The organism is Sphingobacteruim zhuxiongii, assembly GCF_009557615.1.
GTDB classification, from domain to species: Bacteria; Bacteroidota; Bacteroidia; order Sphingobacteriales; family Sphingobacteriaceae; genus Sphingobacterium; species Sphingobacterium zhuxiongii.
Window position 1 is genome coordinate 577,750 of the sequence record NZ_CP045652.1, and the last position, 21,743, is coordinate 599,492.

Sequence of the window (21,743 nt, forward strand, 5' to 3'; positions counted from 1 at the left end):
ATGAATATTATCGATCGTTATATCATAAAGAAATATCTGTCAACATTTGCGTTCACGGTGGCCATCTTCTGTGTGGTTATTGTGATCTTTGATGTGTCAGAGAAGATCGATGATTTCAATAAATATAAAGCTCCTATGTCACGCGTATTTCTTGAATACTACGCGCTAGGAAGTCTTCCGTTCTTTATCAATATGCTAACGCCTTTGTTTAATTTTATCGCGGTTATCTTCTTTACTTCGAAGATGGCCGATCAAACAGAGATTGTGCCGATATTGAGTGGAGGGATGAGCTTTAATAGGATGTTGAGGCCTTATATGTTTTGTGCAGGCCTTATCTTCGCCCTTACCTTAGTTTCCAATATCTATATCATCCCGTTTACCAATAAAATCAAAGTTAACTTTGAAAATGTGTATGTTAAGCCTGATAAGGTAAGTACTTCTTCCACATCAACACATATGCAAATCGATTCCAATACCTACGTATATATGGGGTCGTTTGATACACAAGGTAAAGTTGGCTACAATTTCTCCTTAGAACGTTTCGATGGTGATAAGATGGTAGAAAAGCTCATGGCCGATCGCATTACTTGGGATTCAGTCACAAATAAGTGGAGTGCACATGCCTATACCAATCGCCATATAAATGGTTTTAAAGAAACGATGGAAGCAGGGGAAAAGCGCGATACCACTTTAGATATGCGTCCTCAGGATTTCGAAGTCTATGAGAATATCTTTACGACAATGAATCAGTTAGACTTAGAAGATCGTATTGCAAAGGAGGAAATTAGAGGGACGGGGATGATGAATGATTTATTACTCGAAAAGTATAAGCGATTAATAAATCCATTTTCAGCTTTTATTCTGACTCTGATAGGTGTTTCTTTGTCCTCTAAAAAAGTAAGGGGCGGAATCGGACTCAGTTTAGGGGTTGGGATAGGCTTGAGTTGTGTGTATATTGTTTTAGAAAGGTTCACCAGCATGTTCTCACTCAAAGGGGGATTAGACCCACTAATCTCCGTGCTGATACCAAATGTTATTTTCTTATTCTTGAGCTTTTATCTACTGAAAAAAGCACCTAAGTAAATTTTTTGTTCATGTCAAAGTTGGCAACTAATCGCAATATCTTAATATTGCATTTTACTGTGTTAATCTGGGGTTTCACTGGAGTTTTAGGTGAATTAATTACAGTTCCCGCATTGCATTTGGTTTGGTATCGGGTGTTAATTGCGGGGATTTCATTATGGCTTTACTTCTTATACAGCAAGAAGTCTATACGGGTATCCAAAGCACAAATGTTACAATATCTAGGCGTTGGAATGCTTGTCGGTACACATTGGATGTTATTCTTTCACGCAATTAAGATTTCAACCGTTTCGGTGACCTTGGTTACGCTTTCTTCTGTGACCTTGTTTACAGCAATACTTGAACCCATAATTAATCGCACTAAGATTTCTGTCGCCGATATTGTTGTAGGGCTTGTCATCATCTTTGGTATCTATTTGATCTTCAAGTTTGAGTTTCAATACTTCTGGGGTATTATATTTGGATTGTCTTGTGCTTTTTGTGCTAGTATATTCTCAATTTTCAATGCACGAATGGTTAAAAAGGGAAGTCCAACGTCAATAACCTTCTATGAGATGATTGGTGCATGGGTAGGTGTGTCCTTGGTTATGCTAGTAACGGGTCAGTTCAATGAACATTTGTGGTTAAGTCTGTCCGATCTAATTTATCTACTTATTCTGGGGGTTGGTTGTACTGCAGTTGCCTATGTGCTTGGCGTTGCGGTGATGAAAGAGTTGTCGGCATTCACTGTGGCGCTGACGACGAATATGGAACCGGTGTATGGAATTATCCTTGCGCTACTAATTTTTGGACAGAAGGAGACCATGAGCACGGGGTTTTACTCAGGTGCAATAATTGTTCTCGCAGCGGTATTTGTTTATCCATACCTTAAAGCGAAGCTGAAGTTCTAGGCATTAACTTTTTCTACACTAATCTTGAAATGAATATTATGCTTCAGCATATAATGGAAGGGTTCCATTTTGCTGATGTTGTATAATATATAGAATTTTCAACTGCCCTTTAATTTTATTATCCCATCATCAAGACATTTGCTTGTCAATATTATGCTACAATTCAATAAATATATCGTAACGAATCACTAGCGAAATCGATTGCGTGTTACCGAAGGCTTGTCAGCTACCTAATTTCACCGTATCTTTTTAAAAAATTTCAGAGGAAACTTATTTCTCGATTAAAAAAATAAGTAAAGACCTCTGTCGTTCTTTTCAAATGAGAGTAATTCCTAAAAGCTAAATAGCTTTGAAAAATGATATGAGTCACTTTTTTGCATATTAATAATGTCAATAATAAGTTTCTAATCAATTAATGTCACTGGAATTCAAATCGCTTAGTAAAACTTGCACGAAAATTGTATTGTTCGAAGAGCTTACTGGTTTAGATAATTATAAAAACCGTTTTTTTAGATAAACAAACCGTTTTTATTCGATAGAATCTCTAACTATTAATTTCAAAACGAGAAATGAGGTTGCTTTTCACACAAGCAACCTCTCTTTTTTAGCCTAAAATCCTCTTCTGTCATCTCCGAATAAATATTCCATTGATTTTGGCAATCTAGCACCAAGATGTTTGTTTAAATCGTAACTTTGTACCTTTACAAAAAGCTGAAATAATAAGTTGCCGTGAGGGTAACGATTCAATAGAATAATATGGCAAATATCGTAGCAATAGTTGGAAGACCAAATGTAGGTAAATCCACCTTATACAATCGTTTAACAGAAAGTCGTAAGGCTATCGTTGATGACTTTAGTGGGGTCACAAGAGATCGTCATTATGGACAAGCAGAATGGATCGGTAAGAAATTTACTGTAATTGATACAGGAGGTTTTGTACATGGTTCAGACGACGTATTTGAAGCTGCAATTCGTGAGCAAGTACATATTGCCATCGAAGAGGCTTCAGTAATTTTATTCGTCGTTGATGTGACGACTGGGATTACAGATTTGGATGATGAGATTGCAGATATTTTACGTCGCAGTAAAAAGCCTGTTTACATTGTTTCAAACAAAGTTGATAGTGCAAAACAAGTAAATGACTCAGCAGAGTTTTACTCATTTGGATTAGGAGAGCCCTATAATATCTCTTCGATGACTGGATCTGGTACAGGAGAGTTATTAGATGCAGTGGTTAGCCATTTCGAAGTGGATGAGGATGAAGAATCTGAGCTTCCGAAGTTTACGATTGTAGGACGTCCAAACGTCGGTAAATCGAGCTTAACAAATGCATTATTAGGTAAAGAACGTAATATCGTTACACCAATTGCAGGAACGACTCGCGATGCAATTCGTATCCATTACAATCAATTTGGACATGAGTTTCTATTAGTTGATACTGCAGGTCTACGTCGTAAATCAAAGGTGAATGAGAATATCGAGTTTTATTCGGTGATGCGTACCATAAAGGCATTGGAAGATTCTGATGTGGTTATCTTGATGATCGATGCTAAAGACGGAATCGAAGCACAAGACATTAATATTTTCCACCTTGCTGAGAAAAATAAAAAAGGTCTTGTTATCCTGGTGAACAAATGGGATACTATTGAAAAGGATCATAAAACAGCGAAGCAATTCGAGGATACGATTCGCAAGAAAATTGCTCCTTTCTCCGATGTGCCAATATTATTTACCTCTGTAACAGAGAAGCAACGTATCTTCAAAACTGTTGAGACAGCAATGGAGGTATATAAGAATAAGACGAAGAAAATTCCTACATCCAAATTAAATGATGTAATGTTGGATATCATTGAAAACTATCCTCCACCATCCACAAAAGGAAAATATATTAAGATTAAATATGTAACGCAGTTGCCAGGCAGATCACCAATGTTTGCTTTCTTCTGTAATCTACCTCAATATATCAGAGATCCGTACAAGCGTTTTGTTGAAAACAAGCTACGTGAGAACTTTGATTTTACTGGTGTTCCAATTCAAGTATTCTTTAGACAAAAATAAGCTACTTCCAATCGCTATGCAGCATAACTTAGTATTGTACAATACCCTTACGCGTAAGAAAGAAAAATTCGAGCCAATACATCCTAACTTAGTTGGTATGTATGTGTGTGGACCTACTGTTTACAGTGATGTTCACTTAGGGAACTGTAGAACCTTTGTTTCCTTCGATCTTATCTTTCGCTATTTGCTTCATCTCGGATATAAAGTACGCTACGTACGTAACATTACGGATGCAGGGCATTTAGAGGGCGACAATGATGAGGGCGATGATAAGTTTGCTAAGAAAGCAAAATTAGAGCAATTGGAGCCTATGGAGATCGTACAGAAATATACGATTGGATTCCATGATGTACTTCGTTTATTTAATACAATTCCTCCAAGTATTGAACCTACGGCAACGGGTCATATCTCTGAACAGATTGAAATGGTTCAGCAGATTATTAAGAATGGCTATGCCTACGAGGTGGATGGAACTGTATATTTTGATGTAGAGAAATACGTAAAGGAGTATAACTACACGATTCTAACAAATCGCAATCTAGAAGATTTGTTAAATAATACAAGAGAGTTAGGTGGTCAAGATGAGAAGCACGGTCGTTTAGACTTTGCTTTATGGATAAAAGCCAAACCAGAGCATATTATGCGCTGGCCTTCTCCGTGGGGAGTTGGATTTCCAGGTTGGCATATCGAATGTTCAGCAATGAGTAGAAAATACTTAGGTGATCAATTCGATATTCACGGCGGTGGAATGGATTTGGCGGCAACTCATCACACGAACGAGATTGCGCAGTCGCAAGCATGTAATCACACGACGCCAGCGAAATATTGGATGCATACCAATATGTTGACGGTTAACGGTGCGCGAATGTCTAAGTCGGCAGGAAATGGGTTCCTTCCGGGCGAACTCTTCACCGGGAATCATCCCTTGCTAAATAGAGGCTATTCGCCAATGGCGGTTCGCTTCTTTATGTTGCAAGCACACTATAGAAGCACATTGGATTTCTCTAATGAAGCTTTGGAGGCTGCAGATAAAGGATTCAAACGATTAATTACTGCAATTAATTTATTAGATAAAATTACAGTATCCGCAAAATCTAACTTCGGTGATCTAAAAGCGATTAAAGAAAATTGTTATGCAGCAATGGATGATGATTTTAATAGCCCTGTATTAATAGCCGAGCTATTTGAGGTTGTGCGAATCATTAATTCTATTTATGATGGTAAGCTAACAATTAATCAGGTTGATCTTGAGGAGCTTAAGAGCTTTGTTCATGCTTTTGTGTTCGATATATTAGGACTGAAAGATGATCAGCTAGAAAACACAGACAATGTCGATGACTTGATACAAATCATTATTAATTTGCGCAACGAGGCGAAGAAAAATAAAGACTTTGTTACTTCGGATCGTATCCGTGAACATCTAACATCTATCGGAATTCAGTTAAAGGATAGTAAGGATGGAACACTTTGGAATAAGATTTGATTGGTAAGGTAAAATTTATACAATGATTAATAAAAAGGCCTTTACGGTATTAACATCCGCATTAATAGCCTTATCTAGTTTTGGACAGTTACCAGACAAGATTGGGGGATTGTTAACAGTAGATCGGACGGCAGCAAATCTTTCTAAAACAGAGAGTCCTCATACTGGATTAAAATACATGGTAGATAAGCAATCTACCTTCTTTGTACCTTCCCCTGTTAATGCAATGAATTATTTGGATAACCGTCCAAATATCCCCGATGTGCTAACGTGGAATCCTAATTTCGTGTTAGTTGCACGAAGTTTAGATTGGGGAGTGACTTCCGGACCTTTTGAGTTTCAGAAAGTGGGAGCGATTAAACGTTATGGCCAGTATCTGACGGTTTGGAGAAGAGATAAGAAAGGGAATTGGAAAGCGCATATTCGTACAGAAGTAGAAAATTTAGGGAAAGGTAAGTCTAGTCCTTTAGAGTATTACGAACCCGACGACAAGAACTATCTTAAACATCGTTCAGACAAGCGCTTAGCGCAACGAGAAGAAGTTGTTTTACAGACGGATGAGTTATTCTCTACCATTCTAAAAGCGGATACTAAAACAGGCTATACGGAGTTTCTAGCGGATGATGCTCGTTTCTATTTTCCTTGGCAGCCAGAAATTGAAGGTAGGGATAAGATTTTAGCTTTCCTAAAAAAGGAAAGAATTGAAATTGATACCGATCCAACAGGAGTAGGGCGTGCTTATAGTGGCGAATTCGCTTACACCAATGGTACAGCAACGGTAGGAATGAAAGATAAGGTAGTTAAGTTTAACTACGTTCGTATTTGGCAATTGAAAGAGGATTTCCAGTGGAAAGTAATCTTAGAGATGATGTTCGAAAGATAGTCAGCTTCATGTAAATAGCTATAAAAAGAAAAGCGAACCATTTGGTTCGCTTTTCTTTTTATAGTATTGAATCGCTTTACTTAGCTGCGATATCATTATCTTTTGGAGTAAGCCATATCTTCAACTCTTCACATTGTTGGAAATCATCACTCACATGTACGAATGTTGCCTTTGTTTTCTTCTCAAACCATTCGCTGAGTTTTCTTCTCGTTTTATCTTCTTGCGCAGCCTCTTGAATCTTAGCGAAATCCTGATCTAGACTTGCTTTATGAGGAGGTATACGAGTCTTCAGGTAGTTAAATTTATAAGCAAGCTGTCCAGTTCTATCGGTAAATTGAAAAGGTTTGGAATATTCACCTGGTTTTAAAGGGTCAATAGCAACGAATAATTCTTTCTCCAATATATCTACTGGAATAAGCGTAGTTCTTGATTGTGATTGCTCATTAATCACCATACCACCGTTAAACTTTGTCTCTTTATTATCTGAGTATAAAGTCGCTGCAGTATGGAAAGGAAGCTTCCCAGAGCTTACTTTATCATAGATACTGTCAATCTTCGCTTTTGTACGCTCTAAGCTCGCTGTAGTTGGCTTTGTTTTTACTAAAACGTGTCGTACGTTCACTTCTTCTCCTCGTCGCTCTAAGACCTGTAAAAAGTGGAATCCAAACTGAGTCTCAAAAACTGGAGAAACTTCTCCCTCTTTTAATCTGAATGCCATTGCAGAGAACTCTTTTACATAAGCATCACGTGTTGCGAATCCTAGTTCACCGCCATATGGAGCAGAACCATCTTCTGAATAGAAACGTGCGACTGTACCAAAGTCTGTTCCGTCGATAACTTGCTTTCTAAAGCCTTCAGCTTTCTCACGAAACACACTCTTTTCCTCTTTTGTTAATACAGGATTTACAACAATCTCTCCGATTTCAACTTCTGTATTAAAGTGTGGTAAACTATCTTGATTTAAGCCTTCAAAATAACGTTTTACTTCTTGCGGAGTAATAGTGATCTTTTGAACGATAGTCCCTTGAAGTTTATTTGCCTTAAGCTGTTCTGAAAGAATAGGTCTCATTTCCTCTTTATATTGTAATAAAGAGCGTTTTAAGAAGCCTTCCAACCGTTCTTGATTTCCAGCACGACGAACCATCTCACGCATACGTGCATTTAATTGATCATCAACTTCTGATTCGGTTACTTCAACCGAGTCAATGACAGCTTGCTGAGCAAGCAACTTAGTCATAATCAATTGTTGTAATGCGCTACATTTAAAGTCGCTGTCTGGAGTACCGCCATTGGCAAGGTACTGCATGTACTGGTTGTCAATATCGGATTGTAAGATAATCCCAGAGCCCACAGTTGCCACAACACGGTCAATAAGCTTTTCCTGTGCTTTTGCTCCGAAGGAACAGAAAGACAGTAAAAGTGTTATTATAATAAGGAGGTTTTTCATTATATTATTTCAATCAAATTGAGATAGTCTAGGGGCAAAATTATTAAATATTATGCCTTTTTTCTACATTTATACTATAATAAATAATATAAGTCAAGATTACTATCCTCTCGCTGGCGCTAAAATACCGATTTGAAGATAAAATTATCGCGTTTTAACCATATTTAACAGATGAAAACTACCGGTCCATTAATTTTAATAATGCTATTAACAGCGCAAATTTCTACTGCGCAAAGTAAACTCATTCCTATGTTTGTTGGTACTTATACTTCCGAAGGCGGGAGCAAGGGGATATACTCCTATTTATTTGATATGGAAACTGGCGATTCGGAGCTACAAAGCGAAGTTGAAACGCCGAGCCCTTCTTTTTTAGCACGAACAGATAACTTCTTAATTGCTGTAAATGAGCTTGGTGGAGGCAATCAGTCTGTGTCATCTTTTAATTTACAGGATGAAATCTTAACTTTTGAAAATAAGGTCTCCACTAAAGGTGCTGCTCCTTGCCACGTGTTATTGGGCGACAAAGGACAATATGCGGTAGTCTCAAATTATTCCGGAGGATCGTTGACCTTATACTCTATCGATAAAAATGGTCATATATCCGAAATGGACGACTTTCGCGAGTTTAAAGGAAGTAGTATCAACAAGTCTAGACAAAACGCATCTCATATACATTCAGCGTTCCTAGGGCCGGACAAGTCGGTTTATGTATCTGACCTTGGCGCCGATCAGATCTATGTTTTTGATGTATTGAAAGAGGGCGGGAAATACAAATTTCAAGAGAAAGAAACAATTGATGTCCCAAAAGGGAGTGGCCCTAGACATATAGCTTTTCATCCAAAGGGAAAGACTATGTATTCTTTGCAGGAGCTTACGGGCGATATTATTGTCTTTAAAAAGGAAAAGTCCAAATGGGTGCAGTCGCAAGTAATCAATATGAACGACGCGGAGTTCAAAGGCGAGCATGGTGCTGCTGATTTAAAAATCAGTACAGATGGTAAATATTTGTACAGTACAAATCGAGTTGATGCCAATACAATCTCCACTTTTGATATCAAGAAGGATGGAACCCTATCATTGAAGCAAGTGCTCTCAGTGGAAGGAAAAGGACCAAGAAATCTAAATATTACACCAAACGGAAAGTTTATCCTAGTGACAAATCAGTTGTCTGATGAAATTGTTGTGTTTTCTAGAGATGCGAAATCAGGTGAATTGAAAGATTCAGGTAAGCGTATTGAAGTATCAAAACCAGTTTGCGTAATCTTCTAATCCGTCGCGTCGTCCGTATCGGCGATATTATCTTCCTCCGATTTGTTGGCTTTCTTCGGGTCACTTTCTAAGATGTTCTTCTCGGTATTATACATGCCCTGAAGTTCATCTACAACAGTGCCTTTCCACAGTGGGGTATGTGTCATATAGGCTGCTCTACCAATCATATGCGCGGCAATGGGTGCAGTCAAGATCAGGAAAAAGATAATTGCAATGGACTTCGTAGTTACCGAAACATCATCTGGGAACATAATAGCAGCGCAAATCAGCAACAGACCGACACCTAATGTTGATGCTTTGACGGTTACAGAAAGGCGTAAGTAGAAATCAGGCATACGAAGTACACCTATTGATGCAAAAAGTATCGAAAGGGCACCAACCGTGCTTAATACAGCTAAAATAATATCAATCATCTCTTTGTTTTTCTATGTAATAGGAGAAAGCGATAGTTCCCAAAAAGGCAATTAGCGCTAATATAATCGCTACATCCAGTAGCACTTCCTGTTCCTGACGGATACTGTAAACCGTGATAATTCCAATACCAATGGTGATGATGAGATCTAGCGCAATAACGCGATCAACAACTGTAGGGCCTTTGAACAAACGGATGAAGACCAGCAACACCGAAATGGTCAAGATGGGTAATATCACAAAATCAAAATATGCTTCTAAACTCATCGAATGATTTCTAATAGTCTACGTTCAACACCTGTTTTTAATTGGCGGATGAATTGCTGCTCATCCTTCAAATACATCACATGAATATATATCGCTTTTTTATCATCGCTTATGTCCAAAATCAAGGTTCCTGGCGTTAGGGAAATAAAAGTCGATAGTAAGTTTATCTCAAAATCTGTTTTTGTATTAACGGGGTAGCGAACGATACCTGGTTTAAAAAAGTACTTGGGTGTAACAACATCGTATGCTACCTGAATATTAGCCTTTACTAACTCATAAAGAAAGTATAGGAAAAAAGACAGGATTTTCGGAACACGATAGAAATACCGTTGATCGGTTTCATTTCTATTCATAATCCACAATACCGCAAATCCGAGCAAGTAACCAAACAAGAAGTTTGAATAAAGCAGGGACCCTGATAAAGCTACCCAAATGAAGGATAGCAATAAGTTCATCAAGAAAAACTTAATCATTTCTCAAACACTTTATCACCCAATACTGTTCTGATGTACGAGCTTGTATCCAACAATTCATTACTTATACGATCAACCACGACAACAACATTTTCCGCATTTAGACCGATATATAAAGTTACCGAACATAAAATCACAATCGGCATAACCAATAAAACCTTTTTAAAAGGAGGTAAATCTTTAAAATTATCTTCCATGACGCTTTCGTCTGGACATTTTTTCCAAAAAACATCCGCCCACATTTTCGCGATAACATACATCGTGACTAAACTTCCGACAATTAAAGCGCCGACAAAGAAGTATTGCTTTCCTACGAAAGCCTCCTGAAACAAGTAAATCTTCGGCCAGAATCCCGATAGTGGAGGAACGCCAACTAGGGAGAATAGCACTAAAGCAATAACTAGGGATATCAATGGATAGGAGGCATATAGTCCACCTAATCGGTTCATGTCCATCGTGCCGCGTACTTGCCGTATATAACCGGCAATTAAGAACATATTTGTTTTGACCATGATATCATGGATCAGGTAAAATACAGCTCCCATTAATGCGGCCTTGGTAAACATCGCGACGCCTCCCAGCATAAAGCCAATATGACAAACGATAAGATAAGAAAATAAGCGTCGTATATTCGTTTTAATCAATGCACCGAATGCCCCAGTAAGTATGGTTAATACGGCCATTACCATCAACAGATTTTTCGTGAATTCATCAGGAATAAACATCAAGCTGAAGACGCGTAAGATTGCATATACGCCCACTTTGGTAAGTAAACCACCAAAGGTAGCGGCCACTGCCGAAGGCGGCGTATGATAGGAGGATGGTAGCCAATAATACAATGGGAATACGGCAGATTTGATACCAAAGCCCAACAAGAAGAAAATAGCAGCAATATCAATCAGTGATTGGTTATGAAACTCTCGAATCCGAATGGAAAGGTCAGCCATATTCAGAGAACCAGTAATTCCATAAAGTATCCCGATCCCCGTTAGAAAAAATGTAGAGGCCAAGATATTCATCGCCATATATTTTACGGCTCCTTCTAACTGCGCTTTTCGACCTCCGAGGGTCATTAACACGAAAGAAGAGATAATAATCACCTCAAACCAAACATAAAGGTTGAAGATGTCGCCAGTCAAGAAAGCGCCATTCAATCCCATTAATAGAAAATGGAAAATTGGGAAATAACCATACAGCATCCGTTGTCTAGCAATGCCGACGGATGAAAATATGGATACCGTAAATCCGGCGATGGAGGTCAATAAGACCATAGTGACAGCGAGTAGATCAGCGACAAAAACAATTCCAAATGGGGCTTCCCAATTAGAGGCATTCATGGTCAAACTGCCTTCTGTGTATACCTTCGCAAAAAGCCGAATTGCAATCAACAAACCAATGAAGGTCCCTCCGACACTCATAAAGCGCTGCGTTACAGTTTTCCGCCAAGCAATAAGCTGCAGAATAGCTGTAAACAGGTGTATAAAAACGGGAGCTAATATGTGGTTATCAATCATAAATCTTCTTCTTCCGGCGTGTTTAAATCATCTAAATCATCTGAATCCACCAATGCATAAACACGTTTTAATAATACAATCGCAAAAGCCGTCAATGCGAAACTGATGACAATCGCTGTAAGTATTAAGGATTGGGGAATAGGGTCGGCATAAATATCTTCAAAGACATTATGGTTCTGGTCAATAACAGGCGGCTTCCCTTTTGTAATCGTACCTAATAGAAAGATCAAAATGTTCGTTCCATTGCCTAGTAACATGATTCCTAAGAGTAGTTTCACCATACTTCGGCGAAGGATTAAATAAATCCCCGCGGCGTAAAGCAAGCCTAAAACAACGACTAATAATAATTCCATATTCTTAGTCCTTGGTTAATGAAATAGTAAATAATATCGTTAATACGACCCCTACAACAACCATATAGACACCTAAGTCGAAGAAAAGAGCAGAGCCAATCGACCCGATTACAGGGATTTTTTCTTCAAACCATAAGCCAGTCATCGGAGGTAATCCAAAGAATGTAGGGGTAATTACACTTAAGGCGGCAATCCCCAAACCCATCGGTATTAATGATAATGGTTTTCTACCCAATAACTTCATGGTCTCCTCGGTGCCGTGTGCAAAACTATGTAATACAAACGCGATAGAAGCGACCAATCCCCCAACAAATCCTCCTCCAGGGAAGTAATGCCCTCTCAATAATAAAAAGAAAGAGAACAATAGTAAGATCGGTAGCAGATACCGTGTGGCAGTCTGTAAGATTATACTTTTCATAAATTATTCTTTCTCTGATGGTTTTAATCTCAATTTTAATAAACTATATACCCCAACGGCGGCAATACTCAATACAACGGTTTCAAACATCGTGTCAATCCCTCTAAAATCCGCTAGAATCACGTTTACAACATTTTTACCCTTGGCCAAAATATAGGCATTCTCACCATAGAAGTTGGTCGTGTCTTTAACAACCGGCTCATAAATCACTTTTAGGGCAATAATGGAAAGTATCGTTCCAAAACCTAATGCAACGAACATGTCCCTAATTTTCTGTTTAGGGGAGGCTAGACTTAAGAAACTTGGTAATTTATACAAAACCAATACGAAAAGTACCGTTGTGAGGGTGTCAATAGTGAACTGGGTCATTGCTAAATCTGGTGCACTATAAAATACAAACATCAAACAGATACAATAACCAATAACACTCATCGATACAACGGAGGTTAATCTCGATGGCGTGATAATAACAATTAGCAAAGCGCCGAGCAAAATGATAACGACGGCGACCTCATAGATGGTTAGCGGAGAAAGGTTGTCAAAATTAATAAGGATAGGACCACTTAACCATAATCTATAAATCAATAAAGCCTCAGCAAATAAGATAATTTTCAAATGGTAGGAACGTAAATATCCGTTGTGAAAGCTATTCGTGTACCAACTTGAGAATTTGAAGATATCGTTCGCATAACGGGTGAATATTGCTTGCGGCGAAAAAGCACTCCACTTCTCTATAAATTTAACTTTCGATTCATTAGGCTTATTGACTATATAAAGTATGGTACCGACGATAAGTGTGACTGCACTTAATAGTAAAACGGTATTGAAACCGTGCCAAATAGCTAAATGCATTGCTGTATCTTTTCCAAAAATGGCATTCGCAGTTTGGTAACTCAATAAATCACCAACGATACCTGGGAATAAGCCAAATAATAAGCTTAAGACACCTAAAACCAAGGGTGGAATCCACATGGAAAGGTAGGGCAGATGCAATTTACTATACTGTTCGGGTAATTCTCCAAAGAAGGGTTTGAGCCCTGCCATAAAGCCAGCGGCTAGGAGACAAATATTCGTAATCAGCGCTAATGCTGTTAAGATTAAACTTAGCTGCGGTGCAGCATGTAAAGTCGACTCGTAGACTAAATCTTTACCAATAAAACCAAAAGTTAAAGGTACACCAGCACTGGACAGTGCCGCTAACCCTGCAGCAATCCCTACAGGCAATAGCACTTTCCGTAATCCGGATAAAACGGTGATATCACGGGTGCCTGTCTCATGGTCGATAATACCTGTCACCAAGAATAAGGTCGCTTTATAAAGTGCATGTACTAAGATGAAAACACTAGCGGCTATTATTGCCTCTTTAGTTCCTAATCCAAGTAGGAAAACAAGAATCCCGAGTGCTGATATCGTTGTATACGCTAATATGGATTTTAAATCAATGCGAAATAAGGAATGGATAGCAGCATATAACATGGTAAAACCACCGACAATCATTAAAGGGTAAGACCACATTTCTGTCCCTCCAAGTATTGGGAAAAAGCGCGCTAAAAGATAGATCCCCGCTTTGACCATGGTTGCGGAGTGGAGATAAGCAGAAACTGGAGTTGGTGCTTTCATCGCTCCAGGTAACCAAAAATGAAAAGGGAATTGGGCGGATTTTGTAAACGCCCCAATAAATAAAAAGCCTAATATTAATGGATACAGCTGATGTTGTATAATGGTTTCTCGTTGGTCAACTAATGCAGATATGGAATACGTTCCAGCGATATTGCCGATTAAGACTAATCCCGCAACTAAAAAGAAACCGCCCATACCCGTTATTGTCAATGCGGTTAATGCACTTTTCCTAGATTCCTCTTGTTCATTATTGAATCCGATCAGGAAAAATGAACTTATACTCGTTAATTCCCAAAAGACAAATAAGAGCAAAAGATTGTCGGAAAGCACAAGGCCTAACATGGCCGACATAAAAAGTAATAGATATCCGAAAAAGCGATCAAAATAGGGATGTCCTTTCAGATAAGTACGGGCGTAAAAGAAAATGCCCGTCCCAATTCCGGTAATTAGAAGGCAGAATAGCAAGGAGAGACCATCCAGTCGAAAATCAAAATTGATATTTAAGGATGGGACCCAATTGGTTTGCTGAAAAAATGTACTTCCTTCGGCGATCTTAGGGATGTATCCCAAATAGTATGCAAACAGACATGCAGGTATAAATGGTAGAATAATACTCCATTTCGATTTGATTTTTTTGCCAAAAGGCACCAGAAATAAAGTAGCTATTAAACCAAATAAAATTGTAAAAAGCATGAAATATATTATAGTTAATTTGGGGATTGCCCTAAAAATAGTAAAAAACTACGATTTTTCCATGTTAAATTAACGTGAAACTTTAATTAGACATGGAAAACCTTACAATTATTACTAGCTTTAAACAATCAATTACTCGAATTGTTATGAATAAACAACCTTTCCTTACGCTAGGCCTACTGTTCGGCCTGCTATTATTTGTATTCCCGAGTTTCGCGCAACAAGCATATGTGAAGCCGAAACTTTCTAATCCCGAATCTTGGTCCTTAGTATTGATTCCTGACCCGCAAACCTATATGAAGTATGAGCGAAACTTAGGAACTTTTCATACGATGATTTCTTGGATTAAGGAGAATAAAGATTCCCTAAACACCCAGTTTGTATTATGCACAGGAGACCTTGTTGAGCAAAATGATTTATTAAATCCAGATGGAAAGCAAGCCAATCAAAATAGTAAGCAACAATGGACGAACGTGAGTTCTGCCTTCCATCGTTTGAATGGATTGGTTCCTTATGTTTTGGCGACAGGAAATCACGATTATGGGCATGTAAGTGCAGAATATCGTTCTACCCAATATGACAAATATTTCTCTTCGGATCAAAATCCATTAAATGGAACCGCTATTCGCGAAGTTGGGCCGAATTTAAATGGAGCCTCAACAGCAGTAAATGCAGTGTATGAATTCAAAACTCCACATCAGCAAAAGTTTTTGGTAATGGTCTTGGAATTTGCACCAAGAGACGAAGTAGTGGAATGGGCAAAGAAAACAGTAGATCAACCGAAATATGCAGACCATAAAGTGATCTTACTAACGCATGTTTATTTAGATAGAAATAGTAAGCCTATCGCTAAAGAGGGTTATAAAATTGAAGATGCCAATTACGGGGAAGCCTTATTCGAAAAATTAGTGAAACCGTCGAAGAATATCCGTATGGTGTTTTCTGGTCATATCGGCTCTCCGGATAACTGGGATGGACATTTAGGATTTCGTGAAGATAAAAATGCCGCAGGCAAGTCTGTAGCGCAAATGACGTTCAATGCCCAAGCGATGGGTGGTGGCTGGCATGGAAATGGTGGCGATGGCTGGTTAAGATATTTAGAGTTCTTACCTGATGGTAAAACGATCAAAGTGAAAACGTTCTCTCCATTATTTGCTATTTCACCTGCAACAAGACATTTGGCCTATAGAACAGAGAAAACTCAAGAATTTGAGTTCAAACTAGATTAACTTTTAAAAGAGAATAGTTCATCTTTCCAGTAAAGCGTTGCAGTTTTAAGGTCGTTCATTTATTGATTACGCGGATGAACACTTAAAATCGCAGGCTCGGAATTTCTTGCTAATTGCGCGGGTTGAATTGGGTTAAGATCCGAAGGAGTCTTATAGCATCTCCGTTGCATATGGATGTTGATAGAAATAGATTTGAAATTAATTCAATCCGATTTGTTGTAGAAGAATGAACGGATGATATAATAAAAGAGCGGCTAATCCATTGGATTAGCCGCTCTTTTATTTAATATGTATTGCGTTTAAGATTTCGATTGGAATTCTTCTGCGCCTTTGATGATCGCCTCAACAACAGTTGGATCTTGAAGAGTTGAAGTATCTCCTAAGTTGTTTAATTCGCCTTCAGCGATTTTTCTTAGGATACGACGCATAATTTTACCTGATCTGGTTTTTGGTAGATCCTGTACGAATTGTATAATATCAGGTTTCGCAATTGCACCGATAATACGTTGTACAGTTTGCAAAATGTCTTGACGAGTTTTCTCAGCGTCAATATGATGGTTTGCAATGACGTATGCGTATATACCTTGCCCTTTAACAGGATGCGGATAACCTACGATTGCAGATTCTACGACGTCAGCGTGCATATTGATTGCATTTTCTACTTCAGCCGTACCAATACGGTGTCCTGAAACGTTTAATACATCATCTACACGGCCGGTGATACGGTAGTATCCTTCAGGGCTACGATAACATCCATCACCTGTGAAATACATGTTTTCATAAGTTGAGAAATAGGTTTGTTTACAACGTTCGTGATCTCCCCAAGTCGTGCGTAGCATACCTGGCCACGGGAATTTGATACAAAGGTTACCTGATACATCATTTCCTTGAATCTCCGCGCCACTTTCATCCATTAATGCAGGTTGTACACCTGGTAGAGGTAACATGGCATAGCCTGGGATCTCTGGAGAAATTCCTGCTATTGGGGTAATTAAGTGACCACCATTCTCTGTTTGCCACCATGTATCCGCTATTGGACATTTTCCTTTTCCGACTTTGTTATGATACCATTCCCAAGCTTCCTGGTTTATTGGCTCACCAACAGAACCTAAGACGCGAAGCGATGATAGATCTTTATTGTCAATGTATTCGTCTCCAAATGCCATCAATGAACGAATCGCTGTTGGAGCGGTATATAGGATATTTACTTTGTATTTATCCACAATATCCCAATAACGACCTGCGTCAGGGAATGTTGGGATACCTTCAAACATTAACGAAGTCGCACCTTGCGATAATGGTCCATAAACAATGTAGCTATGACCTGTTATCCAACCGATATCTGCGGTACAAAAATAAACTTCGCCAGGTTGATATTGAAACGTATTGGCGAACGTATAGCCTGTATAGACCATGTATCCAGCAGTAGTATGTACTACACCTTTTGGTTTGCCTGTTGATCCAGAAGTGTATAGAATGAACAGAACGTCTTCAGCGTCCATTTCTTCTGCTGGGCAAGCTGGGTTACCTTGGGTTTCGACTTTCTTAATTTCATCTTCCCACCATACATCTCTTCCTTTCAGCATGGAGATTGGCGTGCGAGAACGCGTTAGAACGATTACTTTTTCGACAGATTTACATTGCATTAAAGCATCGTCAACAATCGTTTTTAACTCTAACACTTTTTTACCGCGGAATCCTCCGTCAGCAGTAATGACTAATTTACATTCCGCATCGTTAATTCTGTCTGCTATAGATTGCGCTGAGAAACCTCCGAATACGACCGAGTGGATCGCACCAATACGTGCACATGCTAGAACAGCGATTACTAGCTCTGGTACCATCGGTAAATAAATACACACACGGTCACCTTTGCGGATATTGTTGTTCTTTAATACGGTTGCGAATTGTTCTACTTTCTGCAATAATTGCTTGTAAGAAAGGATGCGGTGTGCCTCGTTTGGATCATTCGGTTCCCAAATAATCGCAGGCTTATCACCATTTAAATAAATATGACGGTCTAAGCAGTTCTCGGTAATATTTAGTTTACCGCCTTCAAACCACTTGATATTAGGTTCACTGAAATTCCAATTAAGTACATTGGTCCATTTTCTTTTCCAAAAGAAGTTATCGGCAATCTCTCCCCAGAACTCTTCGGGTTGCTCTACGCTCTTCTTATACGCCTCTTGATAGGCCTCAAAAGATTTAATTTGAAAACTCATTTTTAAATAACAAAAATTATAGGTCTACATTATCTTTATAGGAAGTTTTATTTGATTCGGTCAAATTGTTATTAAAAACGAAAAAATAATACCTCTTTAGCACTAATCTAGCGATTTTTATGAAGATATGCTAATTTTTGTGTTCGTCAGGCAGGCAAATAATGTCGTATAATTGCTATAATAAAATGAAATTTATTAGGACCATTTATCATTTTTTTGTGCACAGCAATTTGCTGATTGCACTAGCTGCAGTAACTCAATGCGCGCTGACTTATCATGTCCTAAACTATCCGATCAATTCGGCAATCTTACTTATTGAGGGAACCACCACTTTGTTACTGTACAATTTGAGTCTTTTTCTTTCAAAACCAGCTCATCCCGAGAATTCCCCATACTTACGAACAAGATGGGTTTTTAAACACGAATGGCTACTCTGGATTAATAGTGGTATTTCGGTATGCCTACTTTTATATGCTTTAACACAGATTAAACTCTACACCTTAGTTTACCTAGGCTTTATCGGATTGATTAGTATAGCTTATGCGGTGCCCTTTGTGCGCTTCAACGGTGAGTGGAGGGGACTTCGTCAAGTTCCTGGACTCAAATTATTCTATATCGCTGTGGTTTGGTCCTTAAGTAGTGTTGGTCTTCCTGTGGTTGAGCTATACCTTGAAGGAGACTCGATTAATTGGTTTACAGCAAATTACCTTGGTTTGGTGAAAATCTTATTCTTATTGGTTTGTACACTTCCTTTTGATATTCGCGATATCGAGCAGGATACGAAATACAATTTAAAGACGCTGCCGACAATCGTAGGCGAACAAGCCGCCATTAACTTGGCTTATTTACTTGGGATCGCACATCTATTCCTCATAGCGTTCTCGCCTTATAGTATACCTGTTAAGGCTGGGATGCTGCTGACCACAGTTTTGATTTTAGTGTTGATGAAATCTGTTCTGTTTACGTCCAAGAAGAATTATCATTCGGTTTATTTATTGGATTTAGCACTCATTGTGCAATGGTTGCTCGTTTTATTGTTTCTGATTAGCTAAATCAGTGTCACTACTTCGATATCAAAATTTAAAAGTCCTCTGTTTATGTTAGCTTTGAATAAATATGAATAGTAGGGATTTGAGATATGGATAAGGTATAAAAATAGGATACTTCCATAGCTTAATATGTTGGGCTAAGTCTTGGGATTCTTATTGGAACAATTGGTATACCATGTTGTCCATTTGTGTTTGCTAAAGTGTAGGACTGATTTTTATGTATTTGCGAAATGATATTATTGGGACGTTTGGGAAACGTCCCATTCTTTTTGTTCGCTGGTTGTTATTCTTTTATAAATGAGATCATTTTCTCGACTAAAAAGAGGGATAATTTGTAGTAACTTTCAAAAGTCCATCCTGCGACATGGGGACTCAAAAGTACATTCTCACGTTTGATCAAATCTTGATACCAGTCTTGCTCAGCCAAAGCTGGGAACTTCTCGATCGGTAGCACATCAAAAGCGGCACCCAATATTTTTCCACTATCTAAATATTTTAATACTGCAGGAATGTTTATTATACCTCCTCTAGCGCCCATCAAGAAGAAGATAGGTTTGCGAAAATGAAATAGATATTCTTCGTCAACCATATTTTTGGTTTCTCGAGTAAGCGGTATATGAAAGCTTAATATATCGGCTTGCCTTACAACTTCTTCCATCGAAACTTCTCTTGCATATTGATCCGAAAAACCAGTTTTATATTTATCGTAGGCAATTACTTGCACGTTAAATCCCGCGAGTTTCTTAGCCATGGCTTGCCCGTTATGTCCGTACCCAATTAGAGCTACAGTTCGACCTTGGAGCTCATATCCGCGGTTTTCTTCCCTTAACCATTTTCCACTACGCACTTGGTTGTCACCCCTCCGAAGATTGTTCATTAGTGATAATAACATCCCAATCATATGTTCTCCGACGGCATCTTTATTCCCATCGTTGGCGCTAAATAATGCGATTCCTTGCTTCTTCGCGTAGTCTTCGTCAATATTGTCCATTCCTGCGCCTGAGCGACCGATTAGTTTTAATTTTGATCCCAAGTCTATAAAAGCACTGTCGACTTGAAACTTCGATCGAATTACTAAGCCTTCGTATTCAGGGATTAAAAGTTCCGCTTCCTCACGTGTGATACCCGGTTGGTAGTTATATGCAATCTTTGCTTCGTCTAATTTTTCTAAAAAGACTTTATGAAGATCATCTACGATTAAAATATTCATATGGGGTTACTTATTAAGGGTCATGAAATCTTGTTTAAAAAGCTTCTCTAGCGCTTTTTGATTTAACTTTGCTGGCATCATCTTCATAAGCTTATTGCGCAGGCTAATCATAAATTGATTATCCCATTGTGAAACCTGCCCAATCCTTTTGGATGTGTCCGTGATATACCTAGTCCGACTTAGCCTTCTTTTTTCAAATGCTTTAAAAGCTGCAACGACATCAATCTTTCTTCTTAGTTCGTCCTGTAATACAGCAACGTCTTCAATTGCTTGACAGGCTCCTTGTCCCATATTTGGTGTAGTGGCATGCCCTGCATCTCCGATTAATAGGATGTTATGGTAGGCGAGGTTTTGTAGTGGTTTTATATCGATGATATCACTCCAAATCAAATCTGCGTCTTTGCTGTTTGAAAGAAGTGTTTGAATAGGATCATGGTAATCTGCAAATTGTTTTTGAAGATCTGCAATGCTGTAATTACGGAAAATTTCGCTATTCTGGGGGCCATTGATACAGGCATACCAGTATATGCGGTTGTTAACCAATGGAGTCATTCCAAAACGGCCCTGTTTTCCCCAAGTTTCCGTTCCTTGGTTTAGCTTAATATCGGTATTGTCGATTGTCGCTCTCCAGCAACTGTATCCAGCGTAGCGAGGTACAGAAGAGGGGATAAGTTGTTGGCGAAGGGGTGATTTGACCCCGTCCGCGATAATCAGATAATTGCATTCATGTTGCGTGCCGTCGGCAAAGGTCAATAATACCGTCTTTTCTTTTTGCAAGAATTTTGTTGCTTGTTTTCCTAAATGCAGTCGTTCCTGTGCGATCTTACTGAGTAAATATAAATGAAGATCTGCGCGATGAATGGCGAAGTTTTGCTGATTGTATTTATGTGAAAGACTGTTTGTGTTAGGGTTGACGAGGATGTCCCCCCACTGGTCGAGTATGGCGAAGGAATTTAGATAATATCCTATTTGTTCTACTTCTTCTCTAAGCCCGATAATTTCTAAAGCCTGCATCGCGTTGGCGGCTAAACCAAATCCTGCACCTATGCCTTTGACGATTTTAGTTTGTTCAAAAAGTTGAAAGTCCCGTCCCAATTGTTCGAGTGCAATGCTAGCGGTCAAGCCAGCTACACCTCCACCGATGATGGCAAATTCACTCTTTGTAATCATA

19 protein-coding genes are annotated in these 21,743 nt (G+C 38.7%); 8 read left to right on the plus strand and 11 right to left on the minus strand.

The features are described from left to right. From GFH32_RS02485 to GFH32_RS02505, 5 genes are all read left to right on the plus strand, one after another. The gene (locus GFH32_RS02485; RefSeq protein ID WP_153509570.1) at window positions 1–1,083 is read left to right on the plus strand and encodes an LptF/LptG family permease; all 1,083 of its coding nucleotides are present in this window, start codon (window positions 1–3) and stop codon (window positions 1,081–1,083) included. An 11-nt stretch (window positions 1,084–1,094) separates the two neighbouring features. Further along, window positions 1,095–1,973 (plus strand): DMT family transporter, encoded by an 879-nt coding sequence (locus GFH32_RS02490; protein WP_153509571.1) that lies wholly within the window; start codon window positions 1,095–1,097, stop codon window positions 1,971–1,973. A 756-nt stretch (window positions 1,974–2,729) separates the two neighbouring features. Then, window positions 2,730–4,031 carry a ribosome biogenesis GTPase Der gene (gene der, locus GFH32_RS02495; RefSeq protein WP_153509572.1) on the plus strand — a complete coding sequence of 434 codons (1,302 nt, stop codon included), beginning with the start codon at window positions 2,730–2,732 and terminating at the stop codon, window positions 4,029–4,031. A gap of 16 nt (window positions 4,032–4,047) precedes the next feature. Beyond that, on the plus strand, window positions 4,048–5,514 hold the full coding sequence (gene cysS, locus GFH32_RS02500) for a cysteine--tRNA ligase (protein WP_153509573.1): 1,467 nt from the start codon (window positions 4,048–4,050) through the stop codon (window positions 5,512–5,514). Window positions 5,515–5,536: 22 nt separating this feature from the next. Continuing rightward, window positions 5,537–6,397 (plus strand): YybH family protein, encoded by an 861-nt coding sequence (locus tag GFH32_RS02505; protein ID WP_153509574.1) that lies wholly within the window; start codon window positions 5,537–5,539, stop codon window positions 6,395–6,397. A gap of 76 nt (window positions 6,398–6,473) precedes the next feature. On the opposite strand, the gene GFH32_RS02510 is transcribed toward GFH32_RS02505, so the two are convergent. Beyond that, window positions 6,474–7,844 (minus strand): peptidylprolyl isomerase, encoded by a 1,371-nt coding sequence (locus GFH32_RS02510; RefSeq protein WP_194285665.1) that lies wholly within the window; start codon window positions 7,842–7,844, stop codon window positions 6,474–6,476. Between the two features lie 171 nt (window positions 7,845–8,015). On the opposite strand from GFH32_RS02510, the gene GFH32_RS02515 reads away from it, so the two are divergent. Beyond that, complete coding sequence (locus GFH32_RS02515) at window positions 8,016–9,113, plus strand: lactonase family protein (protein WP_153509576.1); 1,098 nt, start codon at window positions 8,016–8,018, stop codon at window positions 9,111–9,113. Here GFH32_RS02515 and mnhG read toward each other — a convergent pair. From mnhG to GFH32_RS02550, 7 genes are read right to left on the minus strand one after another with little or no spacing between them, the layout of a single operon-like run. Then, the gene (gene mnhG / locus GFH32_RS02520) at window positions 9,110–9,526 is read right to left on the minus strand and encodes a monovalent cation/H(+) antiporter subunit G (RefSeq protein ID WP_153509577.1); all 417 of its coding nucleotides are present in this window, start codon (window positions 9,524–9,526) and stop codon (window positions 9,110–9,112) included. The genes GFH32_RS02515 and mnhG overlap by 4 nt on opposite strands. Next, entirely contained in the window at window positions 9,519–9,791 is a 273-nt protein-coding gene (locus GFH32_RS02525; RefSeq protein ID WP_149527151.1) for a monovalent cation/H+ antiporter complex subunit F, read from the minus strand. The genes mnhG and GFH32_RS02525 overlap by 8 nt, the downstream gene beginning before the upstream one ends. Continuing rightward, window positions 9,788–10,264 carry a Na+/H+ antiporter subunit E gene (locus GFH32_RS02530; RefSeq protein ID WP_153509578.1) on the minus strand — a complete coding sequence of 159 codons (477 nt, stop codon included), beginning with the start codon at window positions 10,262–10,264 and terminating at the stop codon, window positions 9,788–9,790. The genes GFH32_RS02525 and GFH32_RS02530 overlap by 4 nt, the downstream gene beginning before the upstream one ends. Then, on the minus strand, window positions 10,261–11,778 hold the full coding sequence (locus GFH32_RS02535; RefSeq protein WP_153509579.1) for a proton-conducting transporter transmembrane domain-containing protein: 1,518 nt from the start codon (window positions 11,776–11,778) through the stop codon (window positions 10,261–10,263). Before GFH32_RS02535 ends, GFH32_RS02530 begins: the two co-directional genes overlap by 4 nt. Then, the gene (locus GFH32_RS02540) at window positions 11,775–12,131 is read right to left on the minus strand and encodes a Na+/H+ antiporter subunit C (protein ID WP_153509580.1); all 357 of its coding nucleotides are present in this window, start codon (window positions 12,129–12,131) and stop codon (window positions 11,775–11,777) included. Before GFH32_RS02540 ends, GFH32_RS02535 begins: the two co-directional genes overlap by 4 nt. 4 nt (window positions 12,132–12,135) lie before the next feature. After that, window positions 12,136–12,549, minus strand: a complete 414-nt coding sequence (locus GFH32_RS02545) for a Na+/H+ antiporter subunit B (RefSeq protein ID WP_153509581.1) — start codon at window positions 12,547–12,549, stop codon at window positions 12,136–12,138. Between the two features lie 3 nt (window positions 12,550–12,552). Continuing rightward, the gene (locus tag GFH32_RS02550; RefSeq protein WP_153509582.1) at window positions 12,553–14,862 is read right to left on the minus strand and encodes a putative monovalent cation/H+ antiporter subunit A; all 2,310 of its coding nucleotides are present in this window, start codon (window positions 14,860–14,862) and stop codon (window positions 12,553–12,555) included. A 92-nt stretch (window positions 14,863–14,954) separates the two neighbouring features. Here GFH32_RS02550 and GFH32_RS02555 point away from each other — a divergent pair, with 92 nt between their 5' ends. Further along, window positions 14,955–16,091 (plus strand): metallophosphoesterase, encoded by a 1,137-nt coding sequence (locus GFH32_RS02555; protein ID WP_228384200.1) that lies wholly within the window; start codon window positions 14,955–14,957, stop codon window positions 16,089–16,091. A gap of 299 nt (window positions 16,092–16,390) precedes the next feature. On the opposite strand, the gene acs is transcribed toward GFH32_RS02555, so the two are convergent. Continuing rightward, window positions 16,391–18,313, minus strand: a complete 1,923-nt coding sequence (acs, locus tag GFH32_RS02560; protein WP_153509584.1) for an acetate--CoA ligase — start codon at window positions 18,311–18,313, stop codon at window positions 16,391–16,393. Between the two features lie 185 nt (window positions 18,314–18,498). Between acs and GFH32_RS02565 the strand changes: the two genes are divergently transcribed. Next, window positions 18,499–19,365: a UbiA prenyltransferase family protein gene (locus GFH32_RS02565; protein ID WP_228384201.1), complete on the plus strand. Its 867-nt coding sequence runs from the start codon at window positions 18,499–18,501 to the stop codon at window positions 19,363–19,365. Window positions 19,366–19,645: 280 nt separating this feature from the next. On the opposite strand, the gene GFH32_RS02570 is transcribed toward GFH32_RS02565, so the two are convergent. Together GFH32_RS02570 and GFH32_RS02575 are read right to left on the minus strand one after the other, a co-directional pair. Next, window positions 19,646–20,572 (minus strand): NAD(P)-dependent oxidoreductase, encoded by a 927-nt coding sequence (locus GFH32_RS02570; RefSeq protein WP_153509586.1) that lies wholly within the window; start codon window positions 20,570–20,572, stop codon window positions 19,646–19,648. 6 nt (window positions 20,573–20,578) lie between these two features. Then, window positions 20,579–21,742 (minus strand): FAD-dependent monooxygenase, encoded by a 1,164-nt coding sequence (locus GFH32_RS02575; RefSeq protein WP_153509587.1) that lies wholly within the window; start codon window positions 21,740–21,742, stop codon window positions 20,579–20,581. Window position 21,743 lies beyond the last annotated feature (1 nt).